Annotated in this window: 14 protein-coding genes; 12 read left to right on the forward strand and 2 right to left on the reverse strand. The window is 72.0% G+C overall.

Features of this window, described 5'->3' with window-relative positions:
• Positions 1-185 precede the first annotated feature (185 nt).
• From M8J73_RS33990 to M8J73_RS34035, 10 genes are all read left to right on the forward strand, one after another.
• A complete protein-coding gene (locus M8J73_RS33990; protein ID WP_055538505.1) occupies positions 186-2,528 on the forward strand; it encodes a putative bifunctional diguanylate cyclase/phosphodiesterase in 2,343 nt (780 codons plus the stop codon).
• Positions 2,529-2,856: 328 nt separating this feature from the next.
• Positions 2,857-3,153 (forward strand): Asp-tRNA(Asn)/Glu-tRNA(Gln) amidotransferase subunit GatC, encoded by a 297-nt coding sequence (gene gatC, locus M8J73_RS33995; protein ID WP_018531282.1) that lies wholly within the window; start codon positions 2,857-2,859, stop codon positions 3,151-3,153.
• Between the two features lie 7 nt (positions 3,154-3,160).
• Positions 3,161-4,657 (forward strand): Asp-tRNA(Asn)/Glu-tRNA(Gln) amidotransferase subunit GatA, encoded by a 1,497-nt coding sequence (gatA, locus tag M8J73_RS34000; RefSeq protein ID WP_055541509.1) that lies wholly within the window; start codon positions 3,161-3,163, stop codon positions 4,655-4,657.
• Entirely contained in the window at positions 4,654-4,893 is a 240-nt protein-coding gene (locus M8J73_RS34005; protein WP_055514656.1) for a hypothetical protein, read from the forward strand. The genes gatA and M8J73_RS34005 overlap by 4 nt, the downstream gene beginning before the upstream one ends.
• 15 nt (positions 4,894-4,908) lie before the next feature.
• The gene (gatB, locus tag M8J73_RS34010; protein ID WP_055541510.1) at positions 4,909-6,423 is read left to right on the forward strand and encodes an Asp-tRNA(Asn)/Glu-tRNA(Gln) amidotransferase subunit GatB; all 1,515 of its coding nucleotides are present in this window, start codon (positions 4,909-4,911) and stop codon (positions 6,421-6,423) included.
• Positions 6,424-6,685: 262 nt separating this feature from the next.
• Positions 6,686-8,986, forward strand: a complete 2,301-nt coding sequence (locus M8J73_RS34015; protein ID WP_055541511.1) for an MMPL family transporter — start codon at positions 6,686-6,688, stop codon at positions 8,984-8,986.
• Positions 8,964-9,539 carry a GNAT family N-acetyltransferase gene (locus M8J73_RS34020; RefSeq protein ID WP_055541512.1) on the forward strand — a complete coding sequence of 192 codons (576 nt, stop codon included), beginning with the start codon at positions 8,964-8,966 and terminating at the stop codon, positions 9,537-9,539. Before M8J73_RS34015 ends, M8J73_RS34020 begins: the two co-directional genes overlap by 23 nt.
• A gap of 35 nt (positions 9,540-9,574) precedes the next feature.
• Entirely contained in the window at positions 9,575-10,180 is a 606-nt protein-coding gene (locus M8J73_RS34025; RefSeq protein ID WP_055541513.1) for a hypothetical protein, read from the forward strand.
• Positions 10,181-10,397: 217 nt separating this feature from the next.
• Positions 10,398-10,616 (forward strand): hypothetical protein, encoded by a 219-nt coding sequence (locus M8J73_RS34030; protein WP_055541514.1) that lies wholly within the window; start codon positions 10,398-10,400, stop codon positions 10,614-10,616.
• 77 nt (positions 10,617-10,693) lie between these two features.
• Positions 10,694-13,780, forward strand: coding sequence for a helix-turn-helix transcriptional regulator (locus M8J73_RS34035; protein WP_249829465.1), 3,087 nt, complete (start codon positions 10,694-10,696; stop codon positions 13,778-13,780).
• A 137-nt stretch (positions 13,781-13,917) separates the two neighbouring features.
• Here the strand turns inward: M8J73_RS34035 and M8J73_RS34040 are convergent, their stop codons facing one another.
• Together M8J73_RS34040 and M8J73_RS34045 are read right to left on the reverse strand one after the other, a co-directional pair.
• Positions 13,918-15,084, reverse strand: a complete 1,167-nt coding sequence (locus M8J73_RS34040) for a PQQ-dependent sugar dehydrogenase (RefSeq protein WP_249829463.1) — start codon at positions 15,082-15,084, stop codon at positions 13,918-13,920.
• Positions 15,085-15,543: 459 nt separating this feature from the next.
• Entirely contained in the window at positions 15,544-16,542 is a 999-nt protein-coding gene (locus tag M8J73_RS34045; RefSeq protein WP_055538921.1) for an aldo/keto reductase, read from the reverse strand.
• Between the two features lie 76 nt (positions 16,543-16,618).
• Between M8J73_RS34045 and M8J73_RS34050 the strand changes: the two genes are divergently transcribed.
• Positions 16,619-17,620 (forward strand): 2-hydroxyacid dehydrogenase, encoded by a 1,002-nt coding sequence (locus tag M8J73_RS34050; protein ID WP_206187843.1) that lies wholly within the window; start codon positions 16,619-16,621, stop codon positions 17,618-17,620.
• A 392-nt stretch (positions 17,621-18,012) separates the two neighbouring features.
• Positions 18,013-19,873 (forward strand): diguanylate cyclase domain-containing protein (locus tag M8J73_RS34055; RefSeq protein ID WP_249829464.1); only part of this gene is annotated, 1,861 nt, incomplete at its 3' end.

Below are 19,873 nucleotides of genomic sequence, written 5' to 3' on the forward strand. Positions count from 1 at the left end.
TGGCCGGTCGCATTCGGGCAACCGTCGTCGACCGCTGCCCGTGAAAGCCTTGTGCGGCCTACTGTTGAGGTGTGCGCCTGCCGTGCCCGGACGCGTGGCGGGTTCTCGGACGCGGTGCCGCCCCGGGGTTGTCGGGAGCAACGGGCCGCGTGGCGTGGGCACCGCCGGCTGTGAGAGGGACGGGAATGGAACCGACCGAGAGCGTCGCCCCGGACTCGCGGCTGCGCCTGCGCCGGGTGTCCGGGGCCTGGCGATGGGGGCGCTCCCTGCTCATGGGGGGACGCCCGATCGAGGGAACCCGGGAGCGGATCGGTGACCAGGAACCGACGGCGGACCCCCGATCGGAGCAGCGGCCGGGCCCAACGGCCACCCCCGGCCTTCTCGTTCCCGCCCCGGCACAGCTCACCACCGGCATCGGCACCGCCCCACCCGTCACGGGCACGCTCGGTGACAGCCGCGGCCACGGCCTGCCGGGCCACGACAGCGAACGCCACGCGTCCTGGCCCGCCCTGCCCGCCGCGATCGTGGGCCTCGCCGGAGCGATCCTGGGCGCCGGGTTCTACCGGGCGTTCGCCGGACAGCACGCGCTCTTCCCGTCCGGCGCGGTCGGCTGGGCCCTCGCCCTGCTCACCGGCATCATCGTCGGCCACCTCGTCGCCATGGGCCGCGCCCGGTGGTGGGGCGGCACCGGCTCCGGCGCGGCCCTCACCCTCGCCGTCCTGATCCTCTACGGCTGGCTGCCGGCCGGCATGGTCAGCCTCACCGTCGTCGTCCTCGTCGGCATCGCCCGCCGGGGCCGCTGGCGGCAGGGCGTGCTGCACGGCGCGGTCGACATCCTCGGCATCGGCGCCGGAGCCCTCGTCCTGCGCGTCTTCGGCCGCGTCCCCTCGGTCGAGCAGCCCTGGGACCCGGAGACCTGGAACCTGTACGCGGCGCCCCAAGTGGCGCTCGTCGCCGTCGCCTACCTCGCCGTCACCCGCGCCCTGCTCTGGTACCTGGCAGCGCCGCGCGGCGGCGTCCCCACGGTCGCCCGCACCGCCCTGGTCCGGCAGGGCCTCGTCGCCGTCGCACTGTTCGGCATCGCGCCCCTGATCTGCGTCGTCGCCACGGCCCAGCCCCTGCTGCTGCCGCTGTTCGCCATCCCGCTCATCGCGCTCGACTCCACCCTGTGGATCGCCCGCGCCCGGGCGGAGGAGCAGCTCCGCGACCCGCTCACCGGCCTGCCCAACCGCCAGTGGCTGCTGGAACGGACCTGGACCGCCCTGGACGACGCCGAGCGCATCGGCGCGCGCTCCGCCCTGATGCTGATCGACCTCGACCGCTTCCGGTCCGTCAACGACACCCTCGGGCACCTCGCGGGCGACCGGCTGCTGCTGCAGATAGCCGACCGGCTGCGGGTCGCGCTGCCGCGCGGAGCGGAGGCCGCACGGCTCGGCGGCGACGAGTTCGCCGTCCTGCTGCCCGTCGCCGACTCCACGACCTCCGCCTCACGGGTCGCCCGCAACCTCGTCGCCGCGCTCGGCTCCCCGCTCGACCTCGACGGGCTCACCCTCGTCCTGGAGGCCAGCGCCGGGCTCGCCGTCTTCCCCGACCACGCGCTCGACGCGGAGGGGCTGCTCAGGCGGGCGGACGTCGCGATGTACCAGGCGAAGCGGGACCGCACCGGCGTCGAGGTCTACGAGTCCAAGCGGGACTCCAACACCCCGGACCGGCTCGGCCTCCTCGGCGACCTGCGGCGCGCGCTCGACGCGCAGGAGGTCGAACTGCACTACCAGCCGAAGGTCCGCTTCGACGGACAGGTGGCCGGGCTGGAGGCGCTCGTACGGTGGGTGCACCCCGAACGGGGGAAGGTGCCGCCGGACGAGTTCATAGCGATCGCCGAGTCGTCCGGGCTGATGCCGCACCTCACCGAGTACGTCCTGGAGACGGCCCTCGGGCAGGTGGCCCGCTGGCGCGCCCAGGGACTGTACGTACCGGTCGCGGTGAACGTGTCGCCCCGCGACGTCCACACCCCCGGCTTCGCGGGCGCGGTGGCCGCGCGGCTGGCCCGTCACGGAGTTCCCGCGGGAGCGCTCCAACTGGAGATAACGGAACACGTCCTCCTGGAGGACCCGCAGCGGGCCGCGGACACGCTGGCCGGGCTGACCGGGCACGGCGTGAAGATGTCCCTCGACGACTTCGGGACCGGGTACTCCTCACTGGTCCACCTGCGGCGGCTGCCCGTGAGCGAGCTGAAGATCGACCGTTCGTTCGTGGCACGGCTCGCCGTCGACACGGAGGACGCGGAGATCGTGCGCTGCACCGTCGACCTCGCGCACTCCCTGGGTCTGCTCGTCGTGGCCGAAGGGGTCGAGGACGACGAGACGTGGGAGCGGTTGCGCGACCTGGGCTGCGACGCCGTCCAGGGGTGGCTGGTCGCCGCGGCGATGCCGCCGGAGGAGACCACGGCGTGGCTCCGGGCCCGTGGCTCCCGAGGCTGGCAGCGCCCCGCGGCGGCCCTGCCGGCGGCGACGGCGGACGAAAAGTAGCGGGCCGGGCGCGCACGGGGGAGGGGCCGAGGGCGCGTAGGCGACTGCGGGTGGGTGGGGGTTGTTCGCGCAGTTCCCCGCGCCCCTGAAAAGCGACCGGGGCTGCGCCCCGTGCTTTTCAGGCTGAAGGCCGGGCCGCAGGCCCAAGCCTTCAGGGGCGGGGAACTGCGCGAGAAACCACAACCCACCCGCACCCGCCGACGCACCCGTACCCCCACCCCCATAGGCGCCCGGCCAAGCCCGCGCAGCAAACCCGTGCACGGTCACACCGGCCCGCCCCATAGGATTGGCGCCAAACCACATCGCACTCACCCCAGAGGATCGCTGCATGCCTGGCATCACGCGCGAGGAGGTCGCCCACCTCGCCCGGCTGGCGCGTCTGGAGCTGAAGCCCGAAGAGCTCGACCACTTCGCGGGCCAGCTGGACGACATCATCGGCGCGGTCGCCCGCGTCAGCGAGGTCGCCGACCAAGACGTCCCGCCGACCTCGCACCCGCTGCCGCTGACGAACGTCATGCGCGCGGACGAGGTCCGTCCGTCGCTCACCCCCGAGCAGGCGCTGTCCGGCGCCCCGGCCCAGGAGCAGCAGCGTTTCAAGGTGCCGCAGATCCTGGGGGAGGACTGATCACGTCATGACCGACGCCATCATCAAGCTCACTGCGGCCGAGATCGCCGCGAAGATCGCCTCCGGCGAACTCACCGCCGTGCAGGTCACCGAGGCCCATCTGGCCCGGATCGAGGCCGTCGACGAGAAGGTGCACGCCTTCCTGCACGTCGACCGCGAGGGCGCGCTCGCCCAGGCCCGTGCCGTCGACGAGAAGCGGGAGCGGGGCGAGAAGCTCGGCCCCCTCGCCGGTGTGCCCCTCGCGCTGAAGGACATCTTCACCACGGTCGGCGTTCCGACCACCGTGGGCTCGAAGATCCTCGAAGGGTGGATCCCGCCCTACGACGCCACCCTCACCAAGCGGCTGAAGGACGCGGACGTCGTCATCCTCGGCAAGACCAACATGGACGAGTTCGCCATGGGGTCCAGCACCGAGAACAGCGCGTACGGCCCGACCGGCAACCCCTGGGACCTCACCCGGATCCCCGGCGGCTCCGGCGGTGGTTCCTCCGCCTCCCTCGCCTCCTTCCAGGCGCCCCTCGCCATCGGCACCGACACCGGCGGCTCCATCCGCCAGCCGGCCGCCGTCACCGGCACGGTCGGTGTGAAGCCGACGTACGGGGCCGTCTCCCGGTACGGCATGGTCGCCTTCTCGTCCTCCCTCGACCAGGGCGGGCCCTGCGCCCGTACGGTCCTGGACGCGGCGCTCCTGCACGAGGTCATCGCCGGTCACGACCCGATGGACTCCACGTCCATCGACGCGCCGGTCCCGCCGGTCGTCGAGGCCGCCCGCAACGGCTCGGTCGCCGGGATGCGCGTGGGCGTCGTCAAGCAGTTCCGCGGCGAGGGCTACCAGGCCGGTGTGATCCAGCGGTTCGACGAGTCCGTCGAGCTGCTGCGGGAGCTGGGCGCCGAGATCGTCGAGCTGGACTGCCCGTCGTTCGACCTGGCGCTGGCCGCGTACTACCTGATCGCGCCGAGCGAGTGCTCGTCGAACCTCGCCCGTTTCGACGGCCTCCGCTACGGCCTGCGGACCGGCGACGACGGCTCGCACTCCGCCGAGGAGGTCACCTCCCTCACCCGTGAGGCGGGCTTCGGCCCCGAGGTGAAGCGCCGCATCATGCTCGGCACGTACGCGCTCAGCTCCGGCTACTACGACGCGTACTACGGCAGCGCCCAGAAGGTCCGGACGCTCATCACCCGCGACTTCGAGAAGTCGTTCGAGAAGGTGGATGTCATCGTCTCCCCGACGACGCCGACCACCGCCTTCCCGATCGGTGAGCGCGCCGACGACCCGATGGCGATGTACCTCGCCGACCTGTGCACCATCCCGACCAACCTCGCGGGCAACGCCGCGATGTCCCTGCCCTGCGGTCTCGCGCCGGAGGACGGGCTGCCGGTCGGACTCCAGATCATCGCCCCGGCCCTGAAGGACGACCGTCTCTACAAGGTCGGCGCCGCTGTCGAGGCCGCCTTCGTGGAAAGGTGGGGGCACCCGCTGCTCGAGGAGGCTCCGTCGCTGTGAGTGCACTGACCAAGGCCAAGGGCTTCAAGAAGTCCAAGTCCGGCACGTATCTGTCCATGGCCGCCACGGCGTTCGGCGCGATCGGTGTCGCCAAGCGGCTCAAGAGCGCCCGTGCCGAGAAGGACACCCTGGTCCTGATCGACGCCACCGTGTCCGCCGTAGCCATCGTCACCGGCCTCGCCATCCTCTACCGCGAGCTGAAGCGGCTGGGCGACGACGACGTCCTGCTGGGCTGAGAGGGAAGTTTCACCGTGACCACCACGACCGACCTGGTGTCGTACGAGGACGCACTCGCGTCGTACGACCCCGTCATGGGCCTTGAGGTCCATGTCGAACTCGGCACCAAGACGAAGATGTTCTGCGGCTGCTCGACCGAACTCGGTCAGGGCCCCAACACGCAGACCTGCCCCGTCTGCCTCGGCCTGCCCGGCGCGCTCCCCGTCGTCAACGCGACCGGCGTGGAGTCCGCCATCAAGATCGGTCTCGCGCTGAACTGCGAGATCGCCGAGTGGTGTCGTTTCGCCCGGAAGAACTACTTCTATCCGGACATGCCGAAGAACTTCCAGACCTCCCAGTACGACGAGCCGATCGCCTTCAACGGTTACCTCGACGTGCAGCTGGAGGACGGCGAGGTCTTCCGCGTGGAGATCGAGCGCGCCCACATGGAGGAGGACACCGGCAAGTCGACCCACGTCGGCGGTGCCACCGGCCGTATCCACGGCGCCTCCCACTCGCTCCTCGACTACAACCGCGCCGGCATCCCGCTCATCGAGATCGTCACCAAGCCGATCGTCGGTGCCGGGGAGCGCGCGCCGGAGGTCGCCAAGGCGTACGTCCGTGAGCTGCGCGAGGTCATCAGGGCGCTCGGCGTCTCCGAGGCCCGTATGGAGATGGGCCAGATGCGCTGCGACGTGAACCTGTCGCTGCGCCCGAACGGCACCGAGAAGTTCGGCACCCGTTCGGAGACGAAGAACGTGAACTCGCTGCGGTCCGTGGAGCGCGCGGCCCGCTTCGAGATCCAGCGGCACGCGGCCGTGCTGAGCAGTGGCGGGACGATCATTCAGGAGACCCGGCACTTCCACGAGGACACGGGGTCCACGACCTCGGGCCGGGTGAAGGAGGAGGCCGAGGACTACCGGTACTTCCCGGAGCCCGACCTGGTGCCGGTGGCGCCCTCGCGCGAGTGGGTCGAGGAGATCCGGTCCGCGCTGCCCGAGCTGCCGCTGGTCCGCCGTACCCGGCTCCTCGCGGAGTGGGGCATCTCGGGCACCGAGATGCAGGCGATCCTCAACGCCGGCGCGCTGGACCTCATCGTCGCCACCATCGAGGCCGGGGCGGACGCCGCCTCCGCCCGCAAGTGGTGGATGGGCGAGCTGGCCCGCAGCGCCAACGAGTCGGGCAAGGCGCTCGACGAGCTGGCGATCACGCCGGCGGAGGTCGCCCGGGTCACCGAGCTGGTCGCGAAGGGTGACCTGAACGACAAGCTGGCACGTCAGGTCATCGAGGGCGTCCTCGCGGGCGAAGGCACCCCGGACGAGGTCGTCGACAAGCGCGGTCTGAAGGTCGTCTCCGACGAGGGCGCCCTGACCACCGCCGTCGAGGAGGCCATCGCCGGCAACCCGGCCATCGCGGACAAGATCCGCGGCGGCAAGGTCGCCGCGGCCGGTGCGCTGGTCGGCGCGGTCATGAAGGCCACCCGCGGCCAGGCCGACGCGGCCCGCGTCAAGGAGCTGATCCTGGAGAAGCTGGGCGTCAGCGAGGGCTGAACGAGCACACGGCGAAGGGCGGTGCGTCGCTCCGACGCACCGCCCTTCGCCGTGTGCACGGCCGTGACGCAGGGCGACAGAGTGCCGTCATCTGTCCTGTGAGGTGCCTCGCATCTCGTGTGAGGAGACCCTCAAACGTCCCAAACGATCAAATTCGGGTGCAACAGTTGCCAGGGATTGCTCATGCGTTCTTTGCATGGTGTTCAGTTCGAAAAGGCTGTACACGGTCAAAGATCCCCAAATCCCCCCAGGAGCATGATCCGTGGCAGCCCTAGCACGTTGGTGCGTCCGGCACCGTCTCGTCGCCGTCCTTCTGTGGCTCCTCGCCTTCGCCGGCACCGCCGCCGGCGCCGTGGCGGCGGGCGCCGCGTACTCGAACGACTACAAGACGCCCGGCACCGAGTCCAGCCGCGCCACGGAACTCCTGAGCGAAGGCTTCCCCGGCCTGAGCGGTGACAACGCCACCGTCGTCTGGCACACCGACGACGGCACCGTACGGTCCGCCGCCGTCGAACAGACGATGACCCGGACCCTCGACGAGATCGCCGGCCTGCCGGGTGTCGCCGCCGTGACCGACCCGTACGACGGGGCGGGCGCCGGCCGGATCAGCCAGGACGGGCACACTGCGTACGCGAGCGTGACCTTCGACAAGCCGGCCGGTGACGTGGACAAGGCGCAGGCCGAGGCCGTCGTCGACACCGCCAAGGCCGCCGAGTCGCACGGGCTCCAGGTGGAGCTGGGCGGCGAGACGATCGGGCTCACCGAGACCTCCGGGGGCCACCTCGCCGAGATCGTCGGCGTGCTCGTCGCCGCCGTGGTGCTCTTCCTCGCCTTCGGCTCGCTCGCCGCCAGCGTCCTGCCGATCGCCACCGCCCTGGTCAGCGTCGGCACCGCCTACGCGGGCATCACGCTGCTCGGCCACGTCATGACCGTCGCCGACTTCGCCCCCATGCTGGGCACCCTCATCGGCCTCGGCGTCGGCATCGACTACGCGCTGTTCATCGTCACCCGGCACCGACGCGGGCTGAAACGCGGACTGCCCGTCGAGGAGGCCGCGCGGAACGCGGTCGCCACCACCGGGCGGGCCGTGGTGTTCGCGGGTGCCACCGTGTGCATAGCCCTCCTGGGCATGCTGATCCTGCGGCTCGGCTTCCTCAACGGTGTCGCGATCGCCGCCTCGCTGACCGTGGTCCTCACTGTCGCCGCCTCCGTGACGCTGCTGCCGGCCCTGCTGTCCTTCATCGGCATGCGGGCGCTCAGCCGCCGCGAACGCCGCCGACTGGCGGAGCACGGGCCCGAGCCCGAACTGCCCACGGGCTTCGCCGCCCGCTGGTCCGCGTTCGTCGAACGGCACCCCAAGAAGCTCGGCGCGATCGCCCTCGTCGTCATGACCCTGCTGGCCCTGCCCACCCTGGGCCTGCGGCTGGGCACCTCCGACCAGGGCAACGACCCGAAGGCGACGACCACCCGCGCGGCCTACGACCTCCTCGCCGACGGATTCGGGCCCGGTGTGAACGGCCCGCTCACCCTGGTCACCCAGGTCGACGGCGCCGCCGACAAGCTGGCCCTCGACAACCTCGACACCACCCTCCGCACCACCGAGGGTGTCTCCGCGGTCACCCCGGTCACCTACAACACCGGCGGCGACACCGCGTACCTCACCGTCGTCCCCGACTCCTCCCCACAGTCCGAGAAAACGAGCGACCTGGTCGAACGGCTGCGCGACGAGGTGCTGCCGCGGGCCGAGAGCGGTACCTCCCTCGATCTGCACGTCGGCGGGGTGACCGCCGGTTACGACGACTTCGCCGACGTCATCGTCGGCAAGCTCCCGCTGTTCGTGGGTGCCGTGATCGGCCTCGGCTGTCTGCTGCTCCTGCTCGCCTTCCGGTCGATCGGCATCCCGCTGAAGGCCGCCGCGATGAACGTGGCCGCCGTCGCCGCCGCGTTCGGCGTGGTCGTCGCGATCTTCCAGTGGGGCTGGGGGAGCGAACTGCTCGGCCTCGGCCGGGCGGGCCCCATCGAGCCCTTCCTGCCGGTGATCATGGTCTCGGTCCTCTTCGGGCTCTCCATGGACTACCAGGTCTTCCTGGTCAGCCGGATGTACGAGGAGTGGCTGGAGACCGGCGACAACCGGCGCGCGGTCCGTGTCGGCCTCGCCGAGACCAGCCGGGTGATCAACTCCGCGGCGGTCATCATGATCTCCGTCTTCCTCGCCTTCGTGCTCAGCGGCGACCGGGTGATCGCCATGTTCGGCATCGCGCTCGCCGCCGCCGTCGCCCTCGACGCGTTCGTCCTCCGCACGCTCCTCGTCCCCGCCCTGATGCACCTGCTCGGCGGCGCCAACTGGTGGCTGCCCCGCTGGCTCGACCGGCGCATGCCCCGCATCAGCATCGAGCCGCCCGAGTCCCGCGCCGCCCATGAGAGGCTGGCCGCCGCGACGGACGCCGAGGCGGCGGACGTACTGGCGGGGGACGCCGGAGAGGTACCGGGGCCACGGGCCGCCGACGCGACGGACGTACGGGTGAAGGAGCGACCGCAGGATGTACGCGATATCCCTGGGTGACGACGGGGCCGAACTGCGCCCGCTGGACCCCTGGCACGCCGAGGAGTTCCTCGCGCACCTGGAGCGGGGGCGGGAGTTCATCAACCAGTACGTCCCCTTCGGCTCGACCGCCACGGACGTCCCCTCCGCGCGTGCCGTCCTCCAGCGGTACGCCGACATGCGTGCCGCCGACACGGGCTCCCTGCACGGCATCTGGCTCGACGGGAAGCTCGTCGGCGGGGTCCTGTTCCTCAACTTCGACGCCGACAACGCCAACTGCGAGGTCGGCTGCTGGCTCGAACCCGCCGGCACGGGGCGCGGGCTCGTCACCCGCGCCATGCGCGTCCTCATCGACTGGGCGGTCGATGTCCGCGGCATCCACCGGGTGGAGTGGATCGCCGCCTCCGGGAACGAACCGAGCCTGAACGTGGCCCGGCGGCTGGGAATGTCGCGGGACGGCGTGCAGCGCGAGCGCTATCCCCACCGGGGGGTCCGGCACGACCTGGAGATATGGTCCGTCCTGGCGCCCGAGTGGCGCACGGCACGCGCGCGTGGCGTTCACAGGGATCGTTAAGAGACCTCTCAGACAACATTCGTACGGTGCGAGGTATGGGAACCAAGACAGTGGACGAGGCCGGAGCCGGGACGGGCACCGAGACGAAGACCGACGAGAAGTCGGTGGACGTGACCAAGCACGACCCCGCGGCGGAGGCCGAGGAGCGGGACGCCGACCTCGACGAGACCGGCGAGACCGAGGAGACCGGTCAGGCCGGTGACTCCGGTGCGGCGGACGAGAAGCTCTTGCCGGTCGCCGCCAGGGCACAACCGGGCGTCGGACAGGGCGCCGCGGGCATCGTCGCCGTGGTGCTCGGCCTCGTCTCGCTGACCGGCAGCTGGGTCGGCACCGTGGCCCAGGCCCGCAACCAGATGTTCGGGCAGCTGGAGACCGCGCAGAACGCCGACGTCGCCACGATGCTCCAGCAGTACTACGGCGACTCGTGGAACGCCAACGCGCTCGTGTCCGGGATCTTCGCCCTGATCGCGATGCTCGTCGGCGTCGCCGTCCTGGTCCGGCCCGCGTTCGGCGACCCCGACCAGGTGCAGGCGCCGTGGATCAAGTCGGTCGCGTGGGCCGGTGTCTCGGTCGGCTTCATCGGACTGGTCCTCGCCGCCCTGAAGTACTCCGACATCCTGCTGGGCCTGCCGAACACCTGACGTACCCGCCCGAAGAGGGCGGCATCCTGAGGGGCCTTAGACCCGTCGTGGGGATCCTTACGACGGACCTGAGGCCCCTCACCCGTTCCGGGCGCCGATCTAAGGCCCCCGGCCCGGCGAAGATGCGGAACTCTCCCGATGTGGCGGACCCACCTCGGAGACGAAGGTTGAGGCATCGCACCAAGCGAACCCGACCGACTCTCATGAGGGGCACGACATGTTCGAGTACGAGCAGCGGATCCGCACCGAGGAACTGATCCGTGACGCGGAGACCTACCGCAGGGCGCGCGACGCCCGCCGCGCCGGCCGCGAGGCCGCACGCGACGCCCGGACGACACGGAGATCCGCGTCCCGGCCGGGCCCCGAGGAAGCCGAGATCGAGGACCACGGCACGCGCCACCGCGCACGCCGGTTCCGGCTGCCGCGCACCGCGTGAGCCGCGGACCCCGGACGCCCGGCACCGAACCCCGCGAGGTGCGGATATTCGGTGCCGGAGCGCCGGACACGCGTGCGATGCTCGGCGGTGTGGAGACCAGGTCCGTCAGTCCGGTGTTCGTCGGCCGCGCCGAGGAGTTGGAGGTGCTGCGCGACGCCCTCGCCCGCGCCGCCGGCCATGCCTCACGCACACCCAGGAGCGGGGGTGGGGGAGCGGGCGAACCGCAGGCACTGCTGCTGTGCGGCGAGGCCGGCGTCGGCAAGACCCGGCTGGTGGAGGAGTTCGCCACCGAGGCGGCACGCGGGGGCGCGGTCGTCGCGCTCGGCGGCTGCGTCGAGATCGGCGCCGACGGACTGCCCTACGCGCCCTTCTCCACCGCCCTGCGCGCCCTGCACCGCCGACTCCCCGCCGAACTGATCTCCGCGGCCGCCGGCCAGGAACCCGAACTGGCCCGCCTGCTGCCCGAACTGGGGGAGACACCCCCCACCCGGCACGACGAGGAGGGCACCGCCCGCCTCTTCGAGCTCACCGCCCGCCTCCTGGAACGCCTCGCCGCCGACCGCACCGTCGTCCTCGTCCTGGAGGACCTGCACTGGGCCGACGCCTCCACCCGCCACCTCCTCGCCTACCTGCTGCGCACCCTGCGCACCGGCCGCCTCGTCGTCCTCGCCACCTACCGCTCCGACGACATCCACCGCCGTCACCCCCTGCGCCCCCTCCTCGCCGAACTCGACCGCCTCCGCACGGTCCGCCGCATCGAACTGCGCCGCTTCAACCGAGCCGAGGTCGGCCACCAGCTCACCGGGATCCTCGCCGCCGAACCCGACCAGGCCCAGGCCGACGAGATCTTCGAACGCTCCGACGGCAACGCCTTCTTCGTCGAGGAACTCGCCGTGGCCGCGCACGACGGTGGCTGCGCCTCCCTCACCGACTCCCTGCGGGACCTCCTCCTCGTCCGCGTCGAACGGCTTCCCGAGGACGCCCAGCGGGTCGCCCGCATCGTCGCCGAGGGCGGCTCCACCGTGGAGTACGCCCTGCTCGCGGCCGTCGCCGGACTCCCCGAGGACGACCTCATCGAGGCCCTGCGCGCAGCCGTCGGCGCCAACATCCTGCTCGCCGCGCCCGGCGGCGACGGCTACCGCTTCCGCCACTCCCTCGTCCGCGAGGCCGTCAGCGACGACCTCCTCCCCGGTGAACGCTCCCGCCTCAACCGCCGCTTCGCCGAAGCCCTGGAGGCCGACCCGACGCTCGTCCCCGCCGACGGGCGCGCCACCCGCCTGGCCACCTACTGGTACCACGCCCATGACGCGGCCAAGGCCCTGCCCGCCGTCCTCGACGCCGCCGTCGAGGCCCGCTCCCGCCACGCCCACTCAGAGCAACTGCGGCTCCTGGAGCGGGCCATGGAGCTGTGGGACGCCGCCCCCGACACCGTGCGCTCCGCGCTGCGCCCCATCGACTACACCGAGGTCTACCCGCCCTGCGGCTGCGACCCCGCCACCACCCCCCTGCGCTACCTCGACCTCATGGCAGAGGCGGCCGTCGCCGGCCGGCTCTGCGGCGAGCGGGAACGGGCCATGCGCATCACCCGGCGGGCTCTGGACCTGCTGGCGGACGGGGGAGACCCGGCGCGCACCGCCTGGTTCTGGGTGCAGCGCTCCCTGCTGACCGAGGGCCTCTCCCGGGGCGACGGCTGGAAGGAACTCGCCACCGCCCAGGACCTCATGCGTGGTCTGCCCCCGTCGGAGATGCACGCCGAGGTGCTCTCCCGCGTGGCCGGCTGGGCCATGCTCCACGCCCCCGGCCCCGACGCCCTTTCCGACGCCCAGCGCGCCGTCGAGTACGCCCGCATGGTGGGCGCCGAGGACATCGAACTCAACGCCCGCCTCACCCTCGGTGGCCTGATGGTCGACGCGGGCGACATCGACGCGGGCATCGCCGAGATGGAAGCGGTACGCCGCCGGGTCCTCGAACGCGGCCCCGCCGCCGTCGTGGGCCGCAGCCATGTCAACCTGCCCTCCGGCCTGGAGAGCGTCGGCCGCTCCCGCGACGCCGTCCGCATCCTGCGCGAGGGACTCGACCTCACCCGGCGGATGGGCCTGTCGGACTCCGAGGCGTGGGTGTGGGGCAACCTCGCCGAGTCGCTCCTCTCCCTCGGCCAGTGGGACGAGGCAGTCGACGCCGCGACCAGGTCACGGGACATCGGCCCGAGCGCCAAGCGACTCGGCGGCAGCGCCCTCTCCGTCGCCGCCATCGCCCTCGCCCGCGGTGACATAGCCGAGGCCCGGCGCCAGCACTCCGCCGCGCACGGCCACTTCGGCACCCACAACCCCATGCCGCAGAACAACCTGCCGCTCTCCCTCCTCACCATCGGTATCGCCGCCGCCGAGGGCCGCCTCCTCGACGCCCGCGCCGAACTCACCCGCGTCCTCGACGCCGGCTTCCCCACCGGCACCCAGCGGTACGCCTGGCCGCTGCTGCTCACCGCCGCCGTCGCCGAGGCCGACGCCCGGGGGCTGCCCACCGCCGACCAGGGCCGCCCCGAAGTCCTCGCCCGGATCCTCGCGGCGGTCAAGAAGCTCACCACCGGAGCACCGGTCTGGCTCGCCCACGACCAGTGGGTACGCGCCGAACTCCGGCGTGCCGAGGGCCTGATGACCCCCGACACCTGGTCCGAGGTCGTCACCGCCTTCGAGCCCCTCGAACGCCCCTACGACCTCGCCCGTGTCCGGCACCGGCTCGCCGAGGCCCTGCTGGCGGACGGCGCCGACGACGAGGCCCGACACCGGGCGACGGAACTGCTGCGGTTGTCCGCCGCCGTCGCCGACCATCTCGGCGCCCGCCCGCTCACCGAGAGCGTCGCCCTCCTCGCCCGGCGTGCCCGCCTGCCCCTCGGCCATACCGCCGAGCCCGCGCTCGCACCGGCCGACCCCGTCGCCGCCCTCGGCCTCACCGGACGTGAGCACGACGTCCTGCGCCTGGTCGCCGCGGGCCGCACCAACCGCCAGATCGCCGAGGAACTCTTCATCTCCCCGAAGACGGCCAGCGTCCACGTCTCCAACATCCTCGCCAAGCTGAGCGTCGCAGGCCGCGGCGAGGCGGCGGCCCTGGCCCATCGGCTGGGGCTGTTCCCGGAAGGGGTGGGGGCGGGGCCGACACCGAGGTGACCGGGTGCGGGGCGGGGTCCGGACCGGGGTGACCGGGGGCGGGGTCCGGACGGGGGTGACCGGGTGCGGGGCGGGGTCCGGACCGGGGTGACCGGGTGCAGGGCAGGTCGGGATCACCGGGGCGGGGCAGGGGTCGGCTACTTCACCTGCAGTTCCAGGATCTTGTCGTCGCCCTTCTCCGGGGAGCCCCGGCCGTCCGTCTCGCTGGTGGTCAGCCAGAGTTTGTCGCCGCCGGCGGAGACGACCGTGCGCAGGCGGCCGTACTCGCCCTCCAGGAAGGGCTGGGGGTCGGCCGAGACCTTGGTGCCCCGCAGGGGGATGCGCCACAGACGCTGACCCTTCAGGCCCGCCATCCACACGGAGCCCTCCGCTATCGCGATGCCGCTCGGGGAGGCGTCGTCCACGCTCCACACGGCCACCGGGTCGATAAAGCCGGGCTTGCCCTCCTTGCCCTCCACCTCCGGCCAGCCGTAGTTCCCGCCCGGGCGGATCTGGTTCAGCTCGTCCCAGGTGTTCTGGCCGAATTCCGACGCCCACAGGCGCTGCTTGCTGTCCCAGGCGAGGCCCTGGACGTTGCGGTGGCCGTAGGAATACACCAGGGAGTTCTCGAAGGGGTTGCCCGGGGCGGGCTCGCCTTCCGGGGTCATCCGGAGGATCTTGCCGCCGAGGGACTTCTTGTCCTGCGCCAGGGGGCCCTCGTAGCGCTCGCCCGTGCTGGCGTACAGCATCTGGTCGGGGCCGAAGGCGATACGGCCGCCGTTGTGGTTGGTGCCCTTGGGGATGCCGCGGAGGATCGTGTCGGGGGCGCCGAGCTGCTCGCCCTCGGGTTTCTGGGGGTCGTACAGCATGCGGACGATGCGGTTGTCGGACTCCGAGGTGAAGTAGGCGTAGATCATGTGGTCGGAGGCGTAGTCGGGGGAGACGGCGAGGCCGAGGAGGCCGCCCTCGCCGGCCGCGGCCACGCCGGGGACCTCGCCGAGCTCCGTCTTCTTGCCCGACTCGGTGTCGATTCTGGTGATCGTGCCCTGGTCGCGGGAGGACACGAGGAGGCCGCCCTCGGGGAGGGGGGCCAGGCCCCAGGGGGTGTCCAGGTCCTCGGCGACGGTGCGGACCACTTCGACGGAGCCCTTGGCGGGGGGTGCGGGTTCTTTCGGGGTGCCCTTGGAGGGGGAGGTGGAAGGGGTGGAGGTGGTGGGGGAGCTGGTGGGGGTGGTCGGCTGCGGTCCGTCGTCGGAGGAACAGCCGGCCGTCAGCAGGAGCGCGGATACGGCCAAGGTGGCCGTCACCGCTCGACGTTGCACCATCACGATCCCTTCGACGCGGAGCTTCTACTTTTCTTACACCGCGAGTGCCCTGCGGGTTCCACCTCCGGCCGATCAAGATGCTTTTTCCGTTGCCGGGCCGGGTTTTCTCGCCCCCTCCGCCCCTACCCGTCCCTCCCCCAGGCTCTCGGCTTCGCTCGAGCAGGGGGACCCCCATCCAGGGGCTGCCGCCCCTTCGACCCCGCGTCGGCGCCTTCCAGCTCGGGGGTGCGTGTGGTTCTGGCGGGTGCGGGTGCGGGTGCGGGTGCGGGTGCGTTGTGGTTTGTCGCGCAGTTCCCGCGCCCCTGAAGGGGCCTGCGGCCCTTCAGCCGCCGAGCCCCCACCTACCGAGCCCGCATCCACCACGCCTCATCCACCACGCCCTCATCCACCACGCCCTCATCCACCACACGCTCACCTACCGAGTCCCCCACCGCGCCCCCGCCACGTGCCCCCCGGTTCTCAGTCCCAGGAACCCCGGGCCGGGGGGAGTGCGGCGATCTCTGCCAGGTCCTTCGGGGTGAGGGTCAGGGTGGTGGACGTCGCGTTCTCCGTGGCCCAGCGTTCGTGTTTCGTGCCGGGTATCGGGACCACGTGGGGGCCCAGGGTGAGGAGCCAGGCCAGGGCCACCTGGGCGGGGGTGGTCGACTCCCCGTGGCGGGCCGCTATGCGGCGCAGGCCGGCGACTATCGGCTGGTTCGCGGCCATCATCTCGGCGGTGAAGCGGGGGTGGCGGGCGCGGACGTCGTCGGGTTCGAAGCCCTGGCCCGGTGTGAGCGTGCCGCTGAGGAAGCCGTTGCCCAGGGGCATCGCGGCGAGGAAGCCGATGCCGCGGGCCGCGCACCAGGGGAGGAGGTCGGCCAGGGCCTCCCGCGACCAGACCGACAGCTCGGCCTGCACCGCGCTCACCGGGAACACCTGCTGGACGCGCCGCAGCCGGCGGATCGTCGCGTCGTACAGCCTGGTTCCCGGCCGGCGCCCGGCCCGCGCGCCCACCGCGCACAGGCCCAACGACCGTACCTTTCCGGCCTGGACGAGTTCCGCCATCGCGCCCCACGTCTCCTCGACGGGCACCTCGGGATCCTCGCGGTGCAACTGGTAGAGGTCGATCACGTCGGTCTGGAGCCGCCGCAACGAGGCGTCGCAGGCCCGCTTCACATAGCCGGGGCGGCCGTTGGCGACGATGTGCTGCTCGCCCACCAGCAGGCCCACCTTCGTGGAGACGAACGCCTCCGCGCGGCGCTCCTTCAACACCCGCCCCACCAGCAACTCATTGGTGAACGGGCCGTACATGTCGGCCGTGTCCAGCAGGGTCGTGCCGAGGTCGAGCGCCCGGTGCACGGTCCGCGTCGACTCGTCGCCCCGCCGTCGCGACCCGGTGTACGCCCAGCTCATCGGCATGCATCCGAGTCCGACGGCCCCCACCTCGAGCGTCGCCGCGCCGATCGTCCTGCGCTCCACCTGGTCGTGACCCTCCCTCTCCTGGCCCCCCAACCTAACCTCTGCCGTACCGGGCGCCTGACATAGCCTCCGGAGCATGACTGCTGACCTCACCGCTGCCAGGACCGCCGACGTGACCGGCGACGTGTGGCTCCCCATCCCCCCGGACGAGATCGAGGGCCTGCCGCGGGGGCTCGACTATCTGTTCTACGACGGGGGTGAGGACGGCACCCAGGAGTACCCGGGCGACCCGGCCGACTGCGTCCTGTACGTCGTGCCGTACATGAAGCGGCTGTCGGTGCGCGTCGGACCGCTGGAGCACATGCGGAACGTGAAGGTCGTCCAGACGCTGACCGCGGGCGTCGACGACGTCCTGTCACGGCTGTCCGTGGTCGCTCCCGGTGTCCAGCTGTGCAACGCGCGCGGTGTGCACGAGGCCAGCACGGCGGAGCTGGCACTGACCCTCACCCTCGCCTCCCTGCGGGGTGTGCCCGACTTCGTGCGGGCCCAGCAACAGGGGCTCTGGGAGGGCGGGTTCCGGCCCGCGCTCGCCGACAGGAACGTCCTGATCGTCGGCTACGGCGCGATCGGCGCCGCCATCGAGGACCGGCTCACACCCTTCGAGGTGGCGCGGGTGGCGCGCGTCGCGCGCTCCGAGCGCACCACGGCGCGCGGACCGGTGCACCCGCTCACCGATCTGCCCGCCCTGTTGCCCGAGGCGGATGTCGTGATCCTGTCCACGCCGCTCACCGAGCAGACCAAGGGGCTGGTCAACGCCGATTTCCTGGCCCGGATGAAGGACGGCGCCCTGCTGGTGAACGTGGCCCGCGGAGCCGTCGTCGACACCAAGGCACTTCTCACGGAACTGGAGAACAGACGCATCACCGCGGCCCTCGATGTCACCGACCCCGAGCCGCTGCCGCCCGGTCACCCCCTGTGGCAGGCGCCCGGCGTCCTCATCAGCCCACACGTCGGCGGCCCCAGCACGGCCTTCCTGCCGCGTGCGAAAAGGCTGTTGGTGGATCAGTTGGCACGGTTCGTGAACCACGAGCCGTTGCGCAACGTGGTCCTTACGACAGGCGCGACGGCAGACGCGTAATCCACTTTGGGCACCCTCCGCATTCCTTCGGAAGCGGTACGTGCTCGTATTGCCGCAGGTGGTCACGGAGCGTAGAGAGACTATGTCCCTGAGTGACGAGACTGGTGTATCGTCCCCGACAGGGGCTGCGCCGCACACCGTTCGGCGCCGGGGACGGACTTGAGACAGCGAGGGGGGCGACGGGCGATGCACGGCCTATGGACGAACGATCCGACGCGACGGACCCGCCGACGGCGGCCCTGGCGAGCTGTGACGTCGAGGCACCCGCGCGGGAGCCACGACGACCACGGCTGTCACGGCCGTTGCCACAGGGACGTCAGCCGCAGAAAGCACACCCACCCCACGCCCCGCGACCGGCGGGACCCGGGAGCGGTGATCACCGGGGAGCTCCAGTGAGCCCCCGCCCGTCCACGATCTCCACGCTGAACCCCACGCTCCGCTCGACCAAGTCGCTGTCAGGCTCCCTCCTGCCCGGAGAGCCGGCCTCCGACCGCGGTGGAGCGAGCCTGCGGGCACAGCTCGTGCTCGCCCTGCTGTGCGCGGGCTACGCCATCGGCGCCGCGTTCGGCTGGGGCGATGAACAAGTCGGCCTCGTCATGGGTGACTTCGGGCTGGCCGCCGCCGCGGCCGCCGCCGCCGTCTCCTGCTTCCGCTACGCGCGCGGCCGCCGCGGCGGCCTCCGCCCGGCCTGGCTGCTGTTCGCCCTCTCGTCCGCCATGGCGGCCCTGGGCAACGGCGTCTGGGGGTGGTACGAGGTCGTCCTGGAGCGGCCCGTCCCGAACCCGAGCTACGCCGACCTGTTCTTCCTCTGCTTCGCGCCGCCCGCCATCGTCGGGCTGCTGGTCCTGGCGAAGCGGCCCGTGACCAAGGCCGGCTGGGTCTGCCTGGCGCTGGACGCCTGGCTCATCGGCGGCTCCCTGGTCACCCTCTCCTGGAGCCTCGCGCTCGCCCAGACCGCCCAGCTCGGCGGTTCGACCACGGCGCACACCGCGCTCTCGCTGGCCTACCCGCTGCTCGACATCGCACTGGTCAGCATGGTGCTCGCCCTTCACTTCCGCCGCACCTCGATGCACCGCTCCGCGGTGAACACCGCGATCGGCGCGCTCGCGCTCACGGTGGTGTGCGACGCCCTGTTCACCTCGCCGCTGCTGCACAACAGCTACCGCTCGGGTCAGCTCCTCGACGCCGGCTGGTTCGCGGGCTCCCTGCTCCTCGCCTACGCCCCCTGGTCCGGGCAGCGGCACGGACAGCCCGACGACGGTACGCACACGCGCGTGGTGCACGAACACATCCCGGGCCAGCGGCACGACGCCTCGCAACGGTACGACGGCCCCCAGGCCGCCCAGATCCACGCGCTCCTCCAGGGCGGAGACCACAGTCGGTATCCGGCCACCCGCCCCATCGCGGGATCCCTGGCCGCGCTCACCCCGTACCTGGCCGCGGCGGTCTGCACCCTGGGCATCCTCTACAACGTCCTCAACGGCCGCAGCGTCGACCGCGTGGTGCTGATCACCGCCTGCACCGTCGTGCTCGCCCTCGTGGTCCGCCAGGGCATCATGCTGCTCGACAACATCACGCTCACCCAGGAACTGGCCCAGAAGGAGAACCACTTCCGCTCCCTGGTCCAGGGCTCCAGCGACGTGATCATGATCGCCGCGCCCAGCGGCATCCTCCGCTACGTCAGCCCGGCCGCCGCCGGCGTCTACGGACGCCCCGCGGAGGAACTGGTCGGCAAGGAGCTGGCCTCGATCATCCACCCCGAGGACCTCGGCTGCGTGGTGCACGAAGTGCGCCGCTTCCTCGCCGCGAACCCGGCCGAGGAGCCCACCACCCGGATCGAGTGCCGCTTCAAGTCCGGCGACGGCGGCTGGCTGAACGTGGAGTCCACGGTCAACCGCCACCACGGCGGCCTCATCTTCAACAGCCGCGACGTGACCGAAAGAGTGCGCCTCCAGGCCCAGCTGCAACACAACGCCGAGCACGACCCCCTGACCGACCTGCCCAACCGCGCGCTGTTCACCAAGCGCGTCCAGCAGGCACTGTCCGGCCGCCGCTCCACCGACCGGGGCCTCGCCCTGCGCAACACGGCGGTCCTCTTCATCGACCTCGACGGCTTCAAGGCCGTCAACGACACGATCGGGCACCAGGCCGGCGACGAACTCCTCGTCCAGGCCGCCCGCAGGCTCCAGGAAGCGGTCCGCCACGGGGACACCGCCTCCCGCCTCGGCGGTGACGAGTTCGCGGCCCTCATCG

Source organism: Streptomyces neyagawaensis (assembly GCF_023516595.1).
Taxonomy (GTDB): domain Bacteria; phylum Actinomycetota; class Actinomycetes; order Streptomycetales; family Streptomycetaceae; genus Streptomyces; species Streptomyces neyagawaensis.